This window comes from Micromonospora tarensis, from assembly GCF_016803395.1.
Lineage (GTDB): Bacteria > Actinomycetota > Actinomycetes > Mycobacteriales > Micromonosporaceae > Micromonospora > Micromonospora tarensis.
On the sequence record NZ_JAEVHL010000142.1, the window covers coordinates 1 to 16,756 of the forward strand.

Here is a 16,756-nt window from a genome sequence, read left to right on the forward strand (position 1 = left end):
GCCGCGCAGGCCAAATGAGAGCCACACGACCAGCGTGGGCAGCCGAAATGAGAGCGACAGCCCGAGCGCCTCGACCGAAGCCTGGCCGGGCCACGGTCGCAGGTCAATGAAACAAGTAGCCGAGTTGAGTACTCCCTGACAAGGGCTTTGTGGCACGGATACGTTAGGGCCCATGACGACGACCTTGGGCCGGTTTGCCGGCGTCACGATAGATTGTCAAGACCCACAGAAGCTGGCTGACTTCTGGTCCGCCGTGCTCGGCGGCCGGGTGATGGAGTCCCTACCCGGCTGGCGGCGAGTCATCGTTATCGACGGCGGGCCGGTGTTGACGTTCCAACCGGTACCGGAGCCCAAGGTCGGCAAGGCGCGTCTGCACTTGGACATCGCTGTCGCCGACGCCGGTGAAGCGGTGGACCGGATCGGGGCGCTGGGCGGCCGGTGGACCGGCGAACGGCACGACTACCCGGAAGGCGCGGTTATGGTAATGGCCGACCCGGAGAGCAACGAGTTCTGCGTCGTGCAGTATTACCAAAAATGACGTCCCGGCGGCACGACCGGCGAAAGAACGCGCACATCTGCCGCAGAGCGGGCACGTTGGACCTCGGCGCCCCGTCACTCTCCGTACGCCGTCGTCCATCTGCCGAGCGCACGCTCGTGTCGAAGGGAGTGCGTTCCAGCACCCTCCAGACGTTGACGCTCAGGCTCGCGTGTGCACCATGGCGCGCCGCAGGTTCCGAAATCGGGGGAGCTCGGTCCGGCGTAAACCGCTTCGAACGCACGTGGTACTGCTGCTTACCATCAACATGTGACAGCGGACGAGCCGGTGCGGCGGTCGATACTGCGAGAGCTGGACGAGCCGATCCCACTCTACGCCCGCGCCCGGCCGGTACCGGCGCAGGTGGTGTCGGATCAGGGCGATGGGCTGGACTTGCCGCGGGATTTCGACTACGTCGCTACCCAGGCCCGGTTCGACCGGCTCGTGAAGCGGTTGAGCGAGACCTACGGCCTCCCATGCAACCCGGCACATGACCAGGAATCGCCTGCTTCGGAAGCATCAGGATTCCCGCCGAGGCCAGGCGGAGCCGTACGAAGCGCACGCGAAAAGTCCCACTCTCTCTGGTCGTGACCGTCAATAACTTCGGTGGCCTCGCGACCTTGGGCCGTCAACGCTTTCGCCAGGACAGGTGGCCTACCTGCACCCCGAGGACCGGCAACGGATCGAGAAGATACTTGCCGGGCTCGGTCGGGTACCGCGTCGTGCCGCAGGAGGTCCTCGCAACGCCGTACGACGGGCCGAATGCCTGGGTTTCGATCCGAGCACCGATGCGACCTGGCACACCCGGTTTTTCGGCTACCTCTGGGCAGAGCCAACGAGCGCCACTCGGTCATCGCGGCATTCGGCAAGGATCACAGGTGTGCCGCTGGCAGGGATCCGATTGTCGCAGGTCACACGCACTCTTCTGACGCCGTCCGCGCACGACGCCCAGGCGAGCCGTCACTCTTCGTGACTGCACCACATATCAAGGTCAACGGTTAACCTGCTGCGCAGCCCGCGCTCGATGGGCTGCTCGCCACACCGCGACGCGAACGAACACCGCACCGACCGCTAAAGCGATCAGGGCGGCGACCCACCACGGCAACACCGGAACCAGCAGCAAACCGAAGAACGACAGCGGCACAATCACCGAAGCGTCCGCCACCCTCTGGTCGGCCGACCAGCGCCGAACCTGCGACATGGACAGTGCGCCGGCACCTAGAAGCAATCCATAGGTCAAGAAGGCCAGCACGCCCAACACCGGCCCCCGCCGTTCGGCCACCCCAAAACCTAGGAGCCCGGCGAGTGCCACGGCGCCGACGAAGCGCGCAGCCCTCCACGTCCGGCCAACCGACCGCGCGGATCTAGTGAGAGGTGCCACGGCAGCATTCTGACGGGAAATCGTGTCTTCCGCACTGCCGGCGACCCACTCGACATCCGCTTCTGGCTCCCAGAAGGGTGTCGATGTCAGCAGTCACGAGCAGACAACGACACCCTTCCCTGTGCGGTACGACCGCCGCCTCACCAGCTTAGATTTAGGACTCAGTCATCTAGGACGAGCATCGTCCTGGGCACTGAGCGTCGGTTGTAGCGCAGGTACCAGCGCAACGCGACGACGATCACCTCAGCCGGAAATCGGAACCCGGTGAACGCCGACTTCGCCGGCGACCCCGGGAGACGATGACTCGACAGCGTCACCGGTCGAGCCCGCCCCGACCCGCAACTACCGGCATACGCAACGGCGCCCGACGGTCTACTGTTGCTCATTTCGTTGTATCTCCTGATACAGGGTGATTGATGGTCCGAGGCAGCAGAGCCATAAGCGCCACTAGGACGACGGCGGCCGGCACGCCCCAGACGAGGACGTCGGGGATGGCCATCGCGGTCACCTGGGCGCTCTGGGTGTGGCCCTGGAGTTCCCGGGTGAGCAGGTTTCCGAAGACTGCCACCCCCAGCGAGATGCCCAGGCCGCGGATGGACACCGTGGCGGAGGAAGTGGCGGCCAGGTCCGCAGGGGTGGCTGCGTTCTGCGCGACGACGACCAGGTTCTGCATCAGCAGCCCGAAGCCCACGCCCAGCACGCCGATCTCCACGGCGAACAGGGCGTAGGCGGTGTCGGGATTGAGCTGGCTCAGCAGCGCGAATCCCAGCACCGTGATCACGGAGCCGGCGAGGAGGTAGGGCTTGAACCGGCCGCTCGCGCTGATGCGGGCACCGGCGACCAATGAGACCGCCATGAACGTGAGGACGTACGGATTGAGTGCTAGGCCCGCCTGGGTGGCCCCCATGCCGTAAGCGGATTGCAGATACGTGGGCAGGTACATGATCGAGCCGCCCAGCAACGCGCCGAGCAGCGCGCTGGCGGGTAGGGCGACGCGCAGTGTGGGGTTGGTGAACAGCCGTAGCGGAAGCAGCGGGTTCGTCGCGCATCGTTGCCGCCACACGAACAGCGCCACCAGCACTGTGAAGGCCCCGATCAGCGCGAGGATCACACTGGAGCTCCATGCGTATGTGCGGCCACCCCATTCGGTCACTAGCAGCAGGCTCACCGTGGCGCCCGCGATCAGTACTGCCCCGGCGAGGTCGACCTTGCCGTCCCCGCCGGTCTTGGGTAGCCGTAGCGCGATCGCGATGAGGGCCATGCTGAGCAGCCCGAGGGGTAGGTTGATGTAGAAGATCCAACGCCAGCCCCAGGCGTCAGTGATCATGCCGCCAGCGAGCGGGCCGCCTACGCTGGCCAAGGCGAAGACGCCGCCAGTGAAGCCCTGGACCTTGCTGCGCAGATGCTGCGGATATAGCTCCGACAGGGCGATCGTGGGCAGCACGAACATTGCACCGGCACCGATGCCCTGCAGGGTTCTTGCGGCGATCAGCTGGGGCATCGTCTGCGCCAGGCCGCACAGCGCGGAGCCTGCGACGAACACGGCGACCGTGGTGATGAACACCGGGCGCCGGCCAAATCGGTCGCTGATGCGTCCGTAGAGCGCGCCGGTCGCGGTCGAGGCCAGCAGGTAGGACGTGACGATCCAGCCGATCGCGTCCATGCCGCCCAGGTCGGCGACGATATTGGGCAGTGCGATGGCCACCACCGTCTGGTCCAGAACCGACAGCAGCATGCCGAGCAGAAGGCCGGCCGTGGCTAGCGGTACGTTGCTCGCCCTCGACGGGGCGCCGGACGCGGTCTGAGTGAATCCTGTGGCTACCACGCTCAGCCCCTTGCCTGGGCGAGCGGGTTGGGCAGGTCGAAATCGGCACAGAGTAGGTCCTGGTCGATGACCGCGCCGGCGACGGTGCCGCTGGCTGCGGCGGCGATCACCGCGGCCATCGGCACAGGTACGGTGGCCCGCCGCGCCATGTCACCTGCCGCGTACACGCCCGCCACGCTCGTCTGCCCGAACTCGTTGACCTCAACGCACCCATCGGCGAAGGAAGCGCAGCCGAGGCGGGCGGCCAGGTCGGAGCGCTGACGCGGCACGTTGACGACGAACACCGCGTCCCTGGCCAGTGGCGGGCCGCTCTCGAACACGATCTGTTCCAGCTGGTCACCCGTCGCCTCCAGTCGGGCGATGGCTTCGCAGCGCACGGCGACGCCGTTCGACTCCAGCTTCAGGCCCAACGCGGGGTCGAGCGGTTCACCGCCCGTGCAGAGCACGACGTCGGCGGCGAAGCGGCTCAGTTGCAGTGCCAGTCGTACGCGGGCCGGTTCTGCGCCGATCACCGCGATCGGCTTGCCAGAGCACTCATAGCCGTGGCAATAGGGACAGTGGAAGGCGGATCGGCCCCACAACGCTTCGACGCCGCGCGGTCCGGGAAGCTCGTCGGTCAGCCCGGTGGCCAACAGAAGCCGCCGTGCCTCTGCCGCACCGCCGTCGGACAGGTCGACGCGGAAGCCGCCCTCGTCGAGAACGTAGGCCGCGGTGCACGTACTGGGCTTCATCTGAACGGCCGGATATGCGGCCAGTTCTTCGCGTCCGAGCTTGCGGAACTGGGCAGGTGCTGTGCCGTCTCGGGTCAGGAAGTTGTGCACATTTTCTGCCGGGGCGTTGCGGCCCTCCTCGGCATCGAGCAGGAGCACCGAGCGGTGGGTCCGCCCCAGGGTGAGGGCGGCGGCCATGCCGGCTGGGCCTCCGCCGACTATGACAGTGTCGAACATGCGTGCCTCCAGAGGCGGTGATCGCTTGACGTGGAGGCTAGTTTGCAAGTTAATGTCAACATGAAGTCAAGTGATTCCATGCGGATCGGAGAGCTCGCCGAACAGTTCGATCTCGCACCGCATGTGCTGCGTCACTGGGAGACGATGGGCCTGCTGGCTCCCGCCAGCAGAGTGAACGGCCGCCGCCGCTACACCCGCGAACATGTCATCCGCGTCATGACGATCATCCGCGCCAAAGCGGCAGGGATGAGCCTGGAGCAGATCCGGGAGATACTCAGCGTCTCCGGCCAAGCCGAGCGCCAGGCACTCCTCCAGCGGCATCACCTGGCGCTACAGCGTCGGCTTCAGGAGATATTGGCGTCTAAGACGCTGATCGAGCACCTGATGCAGTGCAGCGCGGACGACTTCACCAAGTGCCCCGACTACCAGCGCATAGTAGAGACTGGGGCCGGATTCCAGAACCCCCACGAGGGCGTGTGTGTGATCTGAAGGAGGCCCTCGTTCGCCGGACGAAACGATCGTCACCAGGAGGGCTACCACAAGTGGTGCTGTGGCGGATGCTGTATGAGACCTGCGCTCGCGCCGAGGACATCCTCGGACCGAACGTGACCGACCAGGACATGATGGTGTTCCGCCGCGCCCGGGTCGTGGCGAAGGGCGGCGACCGGGCCTACGTGCACTGGGAAACTCCGACCGCCCGGTTGTTGCCGCGGCTGTTGCAGGCCGTACAACCGGCCGGTGTTCCTCGCCCCACGCCCGGACACGGCCACCAGACGACCACGTCGATCATGCAGGCGATCAATCGGACCGACACCCGGCGCTGTCCCGAGACTGGGTGTCGGGAACCAGGTTCCGGGGACGTTTCTGATCATCGGTATACCGGCCGGCCACACCGCCACGGCGATCCGCTATTCGCACATAAATGAATGTGGCTCGCCGGCCCGTCGCTCAGCCGCCCGGCTGCTGGTGTCCCCACCGGTTGGACCTGTCGCAGGTGTTCGGGCTCTGTTGCGTCGTCAGCCGGTAGCCCGGGCAGAGGTGACTGGTGACGCAATCATGCCGTCGTCGCCCGTGGTCGCCGCCGAGGTCAGCGTTGACCCTCGTGAAGGTCAACGGCGTGTGGCGCCACGTCTACGCGTGGTCGACCAGTGCGGGCAAACCATCGATGTGCTTGCCTCCGCTGGTCGAGACGCCGGAACGGCTCGACGCTTCGTTCACCAGACGCTACGAATGCCGCAGGTACCCGCCGACTAATGCCCGACGCCGCCCCGGTCTACCCAGCGGTGCTCAATGACCTCGTCCCGTCAGCCTGGCATCACGTCGAACGGCACGCCAACAACCCGATCGAAGCCGACCACCGCCAGCTCAAACACCGTCTGGGGTCACCCGGGCGCTGACCAAGGTGAGTCAGCACTCGCGATCGGCCGCTCCGCCGCCGCCTGGTCGAGTTGTTGCCAGTGGTAACCGCGCCGGGAAAGCGGGGTAATGGGCATGTCCGCTCGGGCTTGCCTGATCTCGCACGGCGGTGCTGGCCTGAAGCGTTCGGTGAGCACTCGTCGCAGACGCCTGCAGACGGCCGATACCCGACGCCCCCAGCATGCCGCCGGTGATGAGACAAGCGTGCAAGCATAAGGCCGTGACCGAGGACAGCCGGCCGGTTGGCGCTCGCATCGCGGATGCGGTCGACGTGCTTCGTGGCAGCGGAGTCACTGTCGAGACGTCCACCCAGGCCGGCGCGACGATCTATGCCGTTAAGCGCCCGGCGTACCAGGTGGAGATCGTCGTCGATTCGGCGCGGTTCCTTGGGCTGTCCTTCCACCTCTTGGGGTGCGACGGCTCGATCGTTGTGGGTTATGGGGTGGACACCGACCTCTACAACATTTCGCTGCCGCAGCACAGGTGGTTCGCGACCGACGTCGAGACAGACATCGTTCTCCTCTTGGAGGCATTGATGCAGGGCAAGGTGTTGGTCGACACCGGTTCACCGCGAGCATCGATGGTGGTACCGACCGGCGATGGCCTCATGCTGGTCCAGCGCCGACGATTCCTCACCACGAGCACTCCATATGATGGCGACGCAAGTTCCGCGTTGGCTGCTGGATTCCGGTCGTTGCCTCCATGACGTCCAACGTTCATCGCTGCCGATGCGTTTGACGTCTGCGCTGTGGATGCACGGCTTCTGGCCTCAAGCTGCCAGTCGGGCGGTCAGCGCGGCGCCGAGGCCGGCTGCGCCTTCGACCGCCCAGGTCGCGTGCGGCCAGCGGCTGGCGAGGCGACGAAGTTGCCGGTAGCCGTCGCGGTTGACCCGTTCCAGGACCTCCACGACCGGCCAGTTCGTGTCGTCCCCGCCTAGATCGTGGTCCAGCCACAGCTCGTCCAGGCGCCGGTCCCGGTACCGATCGAGGAGTCCAACTCCGGCGGTGCTGGTGCGGGCCACCTCGGCGCTGCGGCCATCCACGAACGAGCGGAGGTCATCGACCAGGACGATCGTTCGGCGGGAATCCACGCGATGATGATGCCTGGCGCCGTCATGATCCAACATTAAGATTTGCCGCCGAATGGGCACGTTGAACCTCGGCGCCCCCTCACTCTCCGTACGCCATCGTCCATCTGTCGAACGCACGCTCGTGCCGAAAGTAGTGCGCCTATGCTCTTGAAGGGTCCCGGCGATCGGAGGGCTGTTCCGGATGACAGATGGTGACCGCATCAAGGCTGTCGCCGAACTCTGGGCGGCGCATAGGGAGGCTGCGTTTCCTGCCCGTCTGAGGGCCGTCGACATCGCGGGGGTCGGGATGGTCATGCTCGATGCCGATGCCGCCGGCTGCATCAGTACGTGGTTGGTCAACGGCGGCGACCTCGATGATTGGTGGTGGGATGTTCTTGCGGCACGCGAGCAGGACCTCGCCCGGGTGGTACCGCAGTTGGCCGGCTACGAGGCGAGCTACTACCAACGGCTGTTGGATATGACAGTGCTTGTCTTGGGTCCGCCCGACGACTTCGCTTCCTGGCACCCCTCACTGACGGCGCCCTGATCTGCCGCGACCCGCGCACGTCCCTCCACCCTGCGGGTGACCGAACGTAGTCAGACGAAGCGGCCGAACCTGCTGACGATGGCACCTCCCACGGCTGATGGCTGCCAACGCGGGCCGCTGCACCGCCACGGAACACCCAGGAACGGCAGGTAGGCTTTCATCTGATGAAGGATCCCTTCGTTTGATGTAAGTCGCGGAGGGTGGTCGGGATGGCTCGTTGGGGCGGTGCGCCGGGGGCGGCGGGGGCTGGTTCTCGCCGATGGTGTGGCGCTGCTGCGGCCGGAGGAGCAGGTGTTCGTGGCGATGTGCGACGGGTGGCGGGCGCAGCAGCTCGCGCGGAACCTGGCGTTCGCCACGATCGACAAGCGCCTGCAGGTGGTGCGGGCGTTCGCCGCGCACGCGGATGCCTACCCGTGGCAGTGGCGGCCGCAGCTGCTCGACGACTGGTTGGCGGACCTGCGGGCGGTGCGGGGTCGGCGGCGCTCGACGATCCGGAACTACTCGGCGACGGTCGCGGCGTTCTGCGACTACCTGACCGATCCGGCCTATGAGTGGGCGGCGGAGTGTGAGCGCCGTTTCGGGTCGCACCCGGTGCAGGTCGTGCACGAGTGGAACACCGCGGTGCACGTCCAGGACGCCGAGGGCGACCGTCGCGGCGGGCGTTCACGGTGGATGAGCTGCAGACGCTGTTCGACTACGCCGACGAGCAGGTGGTGCGCTCCCGGGCGGCGGGACGCAAGGGCTGGCTGGCGCTGTTCCGAGACGCCACGCTGCTCAAGGTTGCCTACGCCTACGGGCTGCGTCGCCGGGAGGTGGTGATGCTCGACCTGGTCGACTTCGGTCCCAACCCGCACGCCACGGAGTTCGGTGACGTCGGGGTGTGCCGGGTCCGCTTCGGCAAGGCGTGCAAGGGTTCACCACCGAAGCCGCGCAGCGTGCTGACGGTGTGGCCGTGGACGGTGGAGATCCTGCAACAGTGGACCACCGAGGTGCGGCCGTTGACGCCGCAGGCCGGCTCGCCGGCGTTGTGGCCCTCGGAGCGGGGTCCACGGGTCAGCGTCGACGGGATCAACCGACGGCTGGCTGACTACCGGCGGGCGTTGGGCTTCGGCCCCGGACTGGACTTCCACTCGCTGCGCCGCTCCTACGTCACCCACCTGATCGAGGCCGGCTGGGATCCGCTGTTCGTGCAGCAACAGGTCGGCCACGAGCACGCCTCCACCACCTCGATCTACACCTGCGTGTCCTCGGACTTCCGCACCCGTACGTTGCGGCGGGCCCTTGATGCGACGATGGCGGCCGCGGTGCGGCCGGAGAGGACGAAGCGATGACGGGCAAGCGGCAGGTCGCCTACCAGTGGCGGCTGCGGGAGGTCATGGCCGCCAACGGGCTGTTCAACGCCTCCGACCTGGAGCCGCTGCTCGACCAGCGCGGCATCCGGCTGTCCTCGGTGCAGGTGTGGCGGCTGGTCACTCAAACCCCGGAGCGGCTGTCCCTGCCGGTGCTGGCCGCGCTGTGCGACATCCTCGACGTTACCCCCGCGCAGCTCATCGCCACCCGCGCCGAGGACGTCGCCCCGATCCGCAAGGCGGCCGGCGCCGACGGAGTGGCCGACCTGGCCGCGGTGCGGCCCAAGCGGGCGCGCTGCGACCCGAACCGTGACGGAGCCGACCCCCGAGTGGTCCTGCCGGCGCTGCGATACGACCATGCCGAAGCGGCCCGGCCGGCGGCCCACCTGCTCGCCCTGCCGAACGGCGCTGAAGGTGGAACAGGCCTTCGACGACGGCACCGGCACCATGAACCTCGCCCTCACGCCGCTGGCCAACGCGCTGGCCGCCAAGCAGCCCGAGACAGTGCGTATCTGGCTGTCCCGACCGCATGTCCGCGAGTTGCTCACCGCGCTAGCCACCGGCCGGCTGCCCCTGACCCACGACGGGCTTGCCGGACATGACCGCCCGATCGCCGCCCGCTACCTGCGCCACGAACTCATGGCCTGCGGCATCCTTCCCACCGTCGACAAGCACCTGCTCGACACTGAGCAATGGCTGCACCGGCGACTCGCCGAGCTGGTCGAGCACCCTCACCAGCCGCTGCTGCGTCGCTTCGCGCTCTGGCACCAACTACCCCGGCTCCGCACCACCGCCGCAGCCCGCCCGCTACGGGCCACCGCCAGGCCTTACGTCACCCAGCAGTTCACCCAAGCGCAGGCGTTCCTGACCTGGCTTCACGAACGCGGCATCGCCCCGGCCACGCTCACACAAGCCGACCTCGACACCTGGTACGCCACGGCGCGCGTGCACCAGCGTCACCGCGTGCACGGCTTCCTCACCTGGGCCATCACCCACGGGCACCTGCCCCGGCACCTGGTCGCCAGCGCGCTGATGTTCAAGCCCGGCGCCGTCATCACCCAGCAACGCCGCCTGGCCCTGCTACGCCGGTTCACCACCGACGACCACGCCGACGTCGGCACCCGCACCGCCGCCTGCCTGCTACTGCTCTACGCCCAACCGCTCAGCCGCATTCAGGACCTCACCACTGCCGATGTCCTCGATCACGACGGCGAGCTGTCCATCCGTCTCGGTGACCCACCCGCACCCGTCCCGGAACCGTTCGCCACGCTGCTGCGGCAGCTCGTCGACGCGGCCGGCCCGCCGCCGGCTCTGCTGTTTCCCGGCCGGCTCGCCGGACAGCCCGTCGCCTACACCACCCTGCACAACCGGCTCCGCGCGCTCGGGTTCCCGATCAAGGAAGGCCGCGTCGCCGCGCTACGCCAACTCGTCCTGCAAGCACCCGCCCCGGTCGTCGCCGACGCTCTCGGCTTCCACCCCACCACCGCGACCCGCCAAGTCACCAATGCCGGCGGCACCTGGAGCCGCTACCCCAGTCCAAGGTCATGACTGGTCATCGCGACAACCCTGCCTGTCGGCCGTGCCGGTGCCCAGATGGCTTTCGAGCCAGGTGACCAGCGTCGTGCTGTACTGACTGCTGATGCTCGCGATATCTTCGCGCTCGTCGAAGCTCGGCAGGTGGTCGCATCCATCGAGCCGGCAGATCGTCAGGTCCAGCGCTCCGGTGGTGGCGGCACGCCGCCAGGCGGCGATGCTCGCATCGACCGGCACCCAGGCATCGGTCGCTCCGTAGAACAACAGCACTGGGCAGTTCGCCCGCGCGAACACCGGCTCTGGATCGAAGTCCATGTCGGTCCAGGTGCCGGGCTCGGTGGGGAGCTCGCGGGGTAGCCACGCCAGCGGAAACCATGGGCGCGCTGCGGCACGGTCCACGGCGTGCTGCGCCGATGCCCGGCCGGTGTGCCCACGCAGGTACTCCTCGACCGTGCCGCGCAGATGGTCCAGGTCCACAAGGTCCGCATCGGTGAAGCCGTGCTGGCGCAACTGTTCGGCGGTGCCGTAGCGCATCTGCGCGGCGGGGCTGACCCCGCTGCAGGACACCAGTATGAGGAAAGCGACCAGGCCGGGGTTGCGCGCTGCGGTCAACGTCGCTGCCCAGGCGCCCTGGCTCCAGCCCCACAACCCAACCGGCACCTCACCAACGTATCGACGAAGCACGGCGATGGCTGCAGCCGCGTCGTCGGCCTGGTCGACCAGCGGCACGTCGTGACCGTCGATGCGGGGTCGACGCTCATACCTCAGGACCGCGATCCCCGCGCCGGGCAGGATCTGGGCGAGGTGCGTGTAGCAGAAGTACGAGCGGTGTCCCGCCTGCGCGCCGTGGAGGATGACCACGGCGCCGCGGACCTGCCCGGTCGGCAGGTCGAGCGTCGCAGCCAGCCGCGTGCCTTCAACATCGATACCGAGCTCCATGCGGGCAGTCAAGCACGGTGCCGTCGGCGGGGTGCGCCCGAGAACTGTCAGTAGCGGCCCAGGACGGCCACGGCCGAACTCGCCCGTATCGAATACGCGCTCCTACCGGTCAAGGCTTCAGCGCCGGCCTCACTCGCAGTGGTGGTTGACCCAGACGGGACTGACGGCCCAAGGTCCACGCGGGCGGTAGAGCCGGCACCGTTGCGCCGTCGTTAAGCCCGGCAGCCGGCGAGGGTGATGTTCTGAAGGGGGTTAATGCACGAGTAGGCGTCGGGAGTCGCGTACGATCGATAGGTACTTGATCTTGCACAGGGCTTGTTCGACCATGGTCCGCACCAAGCGGCGCCGCCTGTTCGTCTGCCCTCACTTGAACCCCATCAACTACCCTGTAGCGAGTGCGCTTGCCCTCTACCTACTCCCCTACGGCATCGCGCGAACGAGGATCAAGTGAGGCAGCCTTGCGAAACCTAGTGAATGAAATCTGCCAGGTCGATCTTTAACACCGCAGGTCAAGAAGTCTGCTCCCCGCGCACGCGGGGGTGATCGCGCACCGTAGTCGGCGAACGAGTACGGAGTGCCCTGCTCCCCGCGCACGCGGGGGTGATCGAAACTCCCCCCAGCTCCGGGCCCTTCCCCCGTGCTGCTCCCCGCGCACGCGGGGGTGATCGGCCACGTCACCGCGACCAACTCCGCGTCTGGGTCTGCTCCCCGCGCACGCGGGGGTGATCGAGACCCTCGCCCGTCTGCGGCCGCGGCTGCGCTGCTCCCCGCGCACGCGGGGGTGATCCCTGGGCGACGGCGACCGGTCCCGTTCAATACGCCTGCTTCCCGCGTATGCAGGGGTGATCCGGAGTACAGCGAGTCGAACTGGCTTCTAACCCGTCGGCGGGGCCAGCAGGTACGGCGCCGTGGTGAGAGGCACAGTCAAGACTTGCCGAGTTGCTTAGTCAACGCCAAGCAGCTTGAGGATCGCATGTACAGGCACCAGGTATCGCCGACCCACCCGCAGAAAGCGCACTGGAAAATCGTTGGCTTTGGCCAGGGCGTAGGCCTTGGTGCGTCCGATTCCCAAGATCGCTCCGGCGGTCTCGATGTCGGTGGTGACGCCGAGGCCACGTACCGCGTCGATTGTCCACACCTGGTCCTGCGCCCGACTCGGCTTCTGTCCGTCGCTTGTGGTGGTTGCCATCGTCCTCACCCCCTGAGCTCGTGAGCACGCCGGCATCGGCGTCAGTCCTCACGATGGGAGCAGCCGGTTGTCTGCTGCGTTGCCAGCGGAGCATCCACAGGCCACAACGACGTCAGCAACCACGTAGTTTGCAGCTCTACTGGCAGCCGGGACGCCGACGTGAGACCGGAAGCAACGGGAGCGCAGCTGGAGGCAGAAATGCCGTTCCCAGCACGGCTACGCCTTGGGTGACCAGCTTGCGGCGTCTCCGAGCACCGCTTCCATCAGCTCCGCGGCCCTCCGCTCGCTCTCCGGCAACACGTGGGTGTAGACCTCCCGCGTCGTGCGGCTGTCGGCGTGACCAAGCCGCCGCTGCATTACGTGCTCGGGAACGCCAGCGTCAGCGCCGGTGGTAGCGGAGGTGTGCCGCGCATCGTGAAGGGAGATGACGGGAACGCCGGCGTCGGCGCAGGCCTTCGCCCATTGGTCGGTGAAGTACTTCGGGTAGTACGGCTCCCCATCTTCCCGGCAGAACAGGTAACCACCGTCGTGGTAAAGGACTCCGGCTTCGACCTTCTCTACGTCCTGGCGCGTCCGGTGAGCGTCCAGCTCCGCTACCAGGGCCGGCCCGATCGCTACCGCCCGCTTGCTCTTACCCTTGGATGCCTTCTCCACGACTCCGTTGCTGGTAGTCGTGCGTTGCCAGTGCAGCAGCAAGACGCCTCGGTCGAGGTCCACGCGGGGCCACTTGAGACCGGCCAACTCTCCACGTCGGGTGCCGACAACGATCGCCAGGACCCAGGCGGCGCGCAGCCGATGATCGGCGTGGTGCTTGAGAAACTTCGCCGACTGCGCGGGCGTCCAGACTCCCTTACGGCCCATGGTTTCCCGCTCGGCCGGCCGGGGTTGCCGCACACCGTCGACGTTGACCCCGAGATCGCTCAACGCCTTCATCATGACCCGGTGCACGATCCGGACGGTGGTCGACGACAGCGGCCCGCCGTTCTTGCCGCCGCCCTTGAGTAGCTTCTTGTACAACTCGTGGATGACCCGCTTGTCGAGGGCGTAGAGCTGCCGCGTGCCGATGTGCGGCACCACGTAGCAGCGCATGATGTCCCTGTAGTTGCTGAGCGTCGTCTCCTGGACATCCAGTTCGCGCTCGTTGAGCCAGCTCTCCAGCTCGGCGGTGACGCTGCCGTCGGCGCCTAGGTCCGCTCCACCGTAGGCGGCGCGGGCGTCTTCCTCGGCTTTCGGGGCGGCAGCCTGATTGGGGAACCCCTGCCGCTTGTGCTGGCGACGCCGACCGTTGGCGTCGGGCGGGAGGTCGATGATGAAGAACCAGCGGGTCTGGCCGTTGGCAAGGCGGTAGTTGTAGACAGCCATGAGGCTGCACCTCCGCAGTAACGGGATCGAGGGATGCAACCCACGTTAAGCGATCTCCGTTACCGCCAGCGTTATCGCAAGATCACACATGATCTTCTATATCCGCTGGTGAATACCAGTCGGGACGGCCGGATTCGAACCGACGACCCCTTGACCCCCAGGACCTTTCGCCACACGTCCACGCACGTCACACACGCTATGCCCAGGATCAAGCTGTTCCGCCGACGGCTCAACGTCCACCATCACGCATCACGTGTGGTCCCCACGTGGTCCCCGAGGACTGGCGCAGATGGCTGCTCTGCCACCCGGTTTAGGAAGTGTCGACACGGCCGAGAGTCGCACGGCTACGACCTGACTTGACCTGCGTCTCCAGGCCGGACACGCCCAAAAGTTGACCTTCATTTACCCTCGGCTCCCGCCCACGGACACGCAACCGGGCACGGCGAGCCCGCACCATGCACCGTCAGTTCCGAAGGGACGAAGATCACCGCCCCGAGATGCCCGAAACGCCTGCTGGCGGCAGGCGAGCCGGTCACGGCTCCTGCCCGCTCGTGCCGGCGGCTACTGGCACGTAGCTGGCACGCCGCCGCCATCTGAACCGTAGGAGCGTCCCGCATCCGCCGACATCGGCCTCGTCTTCCGGCCAACTCGTGGCCAGCGTTCATCTGGTGGCGGCCGTGGCGTCGTGCGGGGTCAGGCTGGGGCCAGAGAAATGTGCCAGCCAGCGATGAGCACCAGGCCAATGCTGTCAGTCCCGCTCTCGGCAGGGCACGTGCTTCATGTCTTGTGCCGCAACCTTCCCGGCGAAGGAGGGTACGACTATCTGCTGCACCATCCTGACTGGAAGGCGACGTTGCTTGGCAAGGGTCGCAGTTGCTGCTGCGGCGGATCTCTGAGGAGAGCCGGGGTTCGGGGCGGAGCCCCGAGGTCTTCTGGTCGTGTCGTATGCGGGTTCGCGCTTGTGCGGGACAAGAAACCGGCCCGCACAAGCGCCGAGATCCACGCGGCCAGGACCTGGACTCACCCGGCATACCTAACCGACGCCTGCCTCACTTGCCGCTATCACGTGACCTCCAGCCAATCGGGAGGACAGTCTTCAGGAAGTAGCGACCGACCATTTCCAAACCGCGTCGCATGCTAGGCGATTCGGCGCCTACGCCGGACCAGCCGGTGACTCATCACGATAAGCAATCCACCGAGGCCGAGCATGGTCAGTGCGACCGTGGCGTAGGTTGAGATCGGGCTTCCGGTGACAGGCAGATTGCCCTTACGGACCGTAATGCTTGCCGAGGCAGGAGAGCCTGGGCCGCTCTCGATCGAGGTGGCGGCCGTCGTATTGACCTTCTTCCCGGCGGTCTTGCCGGTGACGTTCACCGACACTGTGCAACTCCCGTTGGCCGGCAGGGTCGCCCCCGCCAGGCTGATGCTGCTGCCGCCGGAATTCGCGGTAACCGTTGCGGAGGCGCAGTTGGTCTGCGCGGCGTTGGGAGCGGCGACCACCAGCCCCGCCGGAAGGTCGTCGACGAAACTGACTCCGGTCAGCGACATACGCGGGTTGGGGTTGCTGAGGGTAAAGCCCAGTGACGTCGTCCCATTGAGGAAGATGGTGGCATCCCGGAAGACCTTGGCGATGGTCGGTGCCGCGACAGCGCCGACTACGATGCTTGCCGAGGCAGTAGCACCCGGGCCGCTCTCGTTCGAATCCACCGGACCGCTCGTATTTGACTTCGTCCCGCTGGTCGTGCCGGTGACGTTCACCGAGAAGGTGCAACTCCCACCAGCCGACAGTGTCGCACCGGCCAGGCTGATGCTGCTGCTACCGGCGGTCGCGGTGATCGTGCCACCACCGCACGAGCCACTCAAACCGTTGGGAGTGGCGACCACCAACCCCGCAGGCAACGCATCGGTGAAACCGACTCCGGTCAGCGTCGTGCTCGCGTTCGGGTTGCTGAGGGTGAATCCGAGCGACGTCGTCCCGCCAGCCGGGATGGTCCCATCTTCGAAAGCCTTGGCGATCGTCGGCGGCGCGACGACCGCCGCGCCGACCGTGACACTTGCCGAGGCAGAAGTGCCCGGACCGCTCTGGACCGAGGTGACGGTAGCGGTGGTATTGACCTTCGTTCCGGTGGTTGTGCCGGTGACGTTGACTGACACGGTGCAGCTTGCGTTGGCGGGCAGAGTGGCGCCGAACAGGCTGATGCTGCTGCTCCCGGCAGTCGCAGCGATCGCGCCGGAGGCGCAGTCGGTCTCTGCGGCGTTGGGAGTGGCGACCACCAGGCCCGCAGGAAGGTTGTCGACGAAGCTGACACCCGTCAGCGTCGTGTCCGTGTTGGGGTTGGTAAGGGTGAACTGCAGCGCCGTCGTTCCGTCAAGCGGGATGGTGGCGTCTCGGAACGCTTTCGCGATCGTCGGTGCTGCCGCAACCCTGACCGTGATGCTCGCCGCGGCGGGGGTACCCGGGCCGCTCTCGTTCGAGTCCACCGGGCTGCTCGTGTTGACCTTCGTACCGCTGGTCGTGCCGGTGACGTTCACCGAGAACGTGCAACTCCCACCAGCCGGCAGCGTCGCACCGGCCAGGCTGATGCTGCCACCACCGGCCGTCGCGGCGATCGTGCCACCACCGCACGAGCCAGTCAGACCATTCGGAGTGGCCACCACCAGCCC

At 66.9% G+C, this 16,756-nt stretch carries 16 protein-coding genes, 1 pseudogene and 1 CRISPR repeat array; of the genes and pseudogenes, 9 read left to right on the top strand and 8 right to left on the bottom strand.

The window, feature by feature from the left end:
* Window positions 1-172: 172 nt before the first annotated feature.
* Window positions 173-538 (top strand): VOC family protein, encoded by a 366-nt coding sequence (locus JM949_RS23275; RefSeq protein WP_203150465.1) that lies wholly within the window; start codon window positions 173-175, stop codon window positions 536-538.
* 988 nt (window positions 539-1,526) lie between these two features.
* Here the strand turns inward: JM949_RS23275 and JM949_RS23280 are convergent.
* The 3 genes from JM949_RS23280 to JM949_RS23290 all read right to left on the bottom strand — a co-directional run bounded on the left by JM949_RS23280 (window position 1,527) and on the right by JM949_RS23290 (window position 4,688).
* Window positions 1,527-1,817, bottom strand: a complete 291-nt coding sequence (locus JM949_RS23280; RefSeq protein ID WP_203150466.1) for a hypothetical protein — start codon at window positions 1,815-1,817, stop codon at window positions 1,527-1,529.
* A gap of 481 nt (window positions 1,818-2,298) precedes the next feature.
* On the bottom strand, window positions 2,299-3,741 hold the full coding sequence (locus tag JM949_RS23285; protein ID WP_309232286.1) for an MDR family MFS transporter: 1,443 nt from the start codon (window positions 3,739-3,741) through the stop codon (window positions 2,299-2,301).
* A gap of 2 nt (window positions 3,742-3,743) precedes the next feature.
* Window positions 3,744-4,688: an NAD(P)/FAD-dependent oxidoreductase gene (locus tag JM949_RS23290; protein WP_203150468.1), complete on the bottom strand. Its 945-nt coding sequence runs from the start codon at window positions 4,686-4,688 to the stop codon at window positions 3,744-3,746.
* Between the two features lie 78 nt (window positions 4,689-4,766).
* Between JM949_RS23290 and JM949_RS23295 the strand changes: the two genes are divergently transcribed.
* The 3 genes from JM949_RS23295 (at window position 4,767) to JM949_RS23305 (ending at window position 6,810) form a co-directional block, all read left to right on the top strand.
* The gene (locus JM949_RS23295) at window positions 4,767-5,177 is read left to right on the top strand and encodes a helix-turn-helix domain-containing protein (protein WP_203150469.1); all 411 of its coding nucleotides are present in this window, start codon (window positions 4,767-4,769) and stop codon (window positions 5,175-5,177) included.
* 53 nt (window positions 5,178-5,230) lie between these two features.
* A complete protein-coding gene (locus tag JM949_RS37605) occupies window positions 5,231-5,614 on the top strand; it encodes a hypothetical protein (RefSeq protein ID WP_238433726.1) in 384 nt (127 codons plus the stop codon).
* Window positions 5,615-6,324: 710 nt separating this feature from the next.
* The gene (locus JM949_RS23305) at window positions 6,325-6,810 is read left to right on the top strand and encodes a hypothetical protein (protein ID WP_203150470.1); all 486 of its coding nucleotides are present in this window, start codon (window positions 6,325-6,327) and stop codon (window positions 6,808-6,810) included.
* A gap of 63 nt (window positions 6,811-6,873) precedes the next feature.
* Here JM949_RS23305 and JM949_RS37610 read toward each other — a convergent pair whose 3' ends face one another.
* Window positions 6,874-7,194: a cyclic-phosphate processing receiver domain-containing protein gene (locus JM949_RS37610; RefSeq protein ID WP_309232287.1), complete on the bottom strand. Its 321-nt coding sequence runs from the start codon at window positions 7,192-7,194 to the stop codon at window positions 6,874-6,876.
* 181 nt (window positions 7,195-7,375) lie between these two features.
* Between JM949_RS37610 and JM949_RS23315 the strand changes: the two genes are divergently transcribed.
* The 5 genes and pseudogenes from JM949_RS23315 to JM949_RS37620 all read left to right on the top strand — a co-directional run bounded on the left by JM949_RS23315 (window position 7,376) and on the right by JM949_RS37620 (window position 10,617).
* On the top strand, window positions 7,376-7,720 hold the full coding sequence (locus JM949_RS23315; RefSeq protein WP_203150471.1) for a hypothetical protein: 345 nt from the start codon (window positions 7,376-7,378) through the stop codon (window positions 7,718-7,720).
* Window positions 7,721-7,945: 225 nt separating this feature from the next.
* Entirely contained in the window at window positions 7,946-8,539 is a 594-nt protein-coding gene (locus JM949_RS39280) for a hypothetical protein (RefSeq protein ID WP_309232288.1), read from the top strand.
* The gene (locus JM949_RS37615) at window positions 8,434-9,051 is read left to right on the top strand and encodes a tyrosine-type recombinase/integrase (RefSeq protein ID WP_309232289.1); all 618 of its coding nucleotides are present in this window, start codon (window positions 8,434-8,436) and stop codon (window positions 9,049-9,051) included. Before JM949_RS39280 ends, JM949_RS37615 begins: the two co-directional genes overlap by 106 nt.
* Before the next feature lie 44 nt (window positions 9,052-9,095).
* Window positions 9,096-9,218: pseudogene (locus tag JM949_RS39900) on the top strand (helix-turn-helix domain-containing protein); the annotation flags it as partial.
* Window positions 9,219-9,426: 208 nt separating this feature from the next.
* Complete coding sequence (locus tag JM949_RS37620; RefSeq protein ID WP_238433729.1) at window positions 9,427-10,617, top strand: hypothetical protein; 1,191 nt, start codon at window positions 9,427-9,429, stop codon at window positions 10,615-10,617.
* Here JM949_RS37620 and JM949_RS23335 read toward each other — a convergent pair.
* The 4 genes from JM949_RS23335 to JM949_RS23350 form a co-directional block, all read right to left on the bottom strand.
* Entirely contained in the window at window positions 10,612-11,541 is a 930-nt protein-coding gene (locus JM949_RS23335) for an alpha/beta hydrolase family protein (protein WP_203150472.1), read from the bottom strand. The genes JM949_RS37620 and JM949_RS23335 overlap by 6 nt on opposite strands.
* A gap of 518 nt (window positions 11,542-12,059) precedes the next feature.
* Window positions 12,060-12,390: direct repeats of the CRISPR family, unit length 28 nt; unit sequence CTGCTCCCCGCGCACGCGGGGGTGATCG.
* Window positions 12,391-12,484: 94 nt separating this feature from the next.
* The gene (locus tag JM949_RS23340) at window positions 12,485-12,730 is read right to left on the bottom strand and encodes a helix-turn-helix domain-containing protein (protein ID WP_203150473.1); all 246 of its coding nucleotides are present in this window, start codon (window positions 12,728-12,730) and stop codon (window positions 12,485-12,487) included.
* Window positions 12,731-12,946: 216 nt separating this feature from the next.
* Entirely contained in the window at window positions 12,947-14,092 is a 1,146-nt protein-coding gene (locus JM949_RS23345) for a tyrosine-type recombinase/integrase (RefSeq protein WP_203150474.1), read from the bottom strand.
* Between the two features lie 1,137 nt (window positions 14,093-15,229).
* Window positions 15,230-16,756 (bottom strand): DUF7933 domain-containing protein (locus tag JM949_RS23350; RefSeq protein ID WP_203150475.1); only part of this gene is annotated, 1,527 nt, incomplete at its 5' end.

Coding starts and splice junctions, on each gene's coding strand:
- JM949_RS23275 (WP_203150465.1), top strand. CDS start 173: ATGACGACGACCTTGGGCCGGTTTGCCGGCGTCACGATAGATTGTCAA.
- JM949_RS23290 (WP_203150468.1), bottom strand. CDS start 4,688: ATGTTCGACACTGTCATAGTCGGCGGAGGCCCAGCCGGCATGGCCGCC.
- JM949_RS23295 (WP_203150469.1), top strand. CDS start 4,767: ATGCGGATCGGAGAGCTCGCCGAACAGTTCGATCTCGCACCGCATGTG.
- JM949_RS23315 (WP_203150471.1), top strand. CDS start 7,376: ATGACAGATGGTGACCGCATCAAGGCTGTCGCCGAACTCTGGGCGGCG.
- JM949_RS37620 (WP_238433729.1), top strand. CDS start 9,427: ATGCCGAAGCGGCCCGGCCGGCGGCCCACCTGCTCGCCCTGCCGAACG.
- JM949_RS23335 (WP_203150472.1), bottom strand. CDS start 11,541: ATGGAGCTCGGTATCGATGTTGAAGGCACGCGGCTGGCTGCGACGCTC.
- JM949_RS23340 (WP_203150473.1), bottom strand. CDS start 12,730: ATGGCAACCACCACAAGCGACGGACAGAAGCCGAGTCGGGCGCAGGAC.
- JM949_RS23345 (WP_203150474.1), bottom strand. CDS start 14,092: ATGGCTGTCTACAACTACCGCCTTGCCAACGGCCAGACCCGCTGGTTC.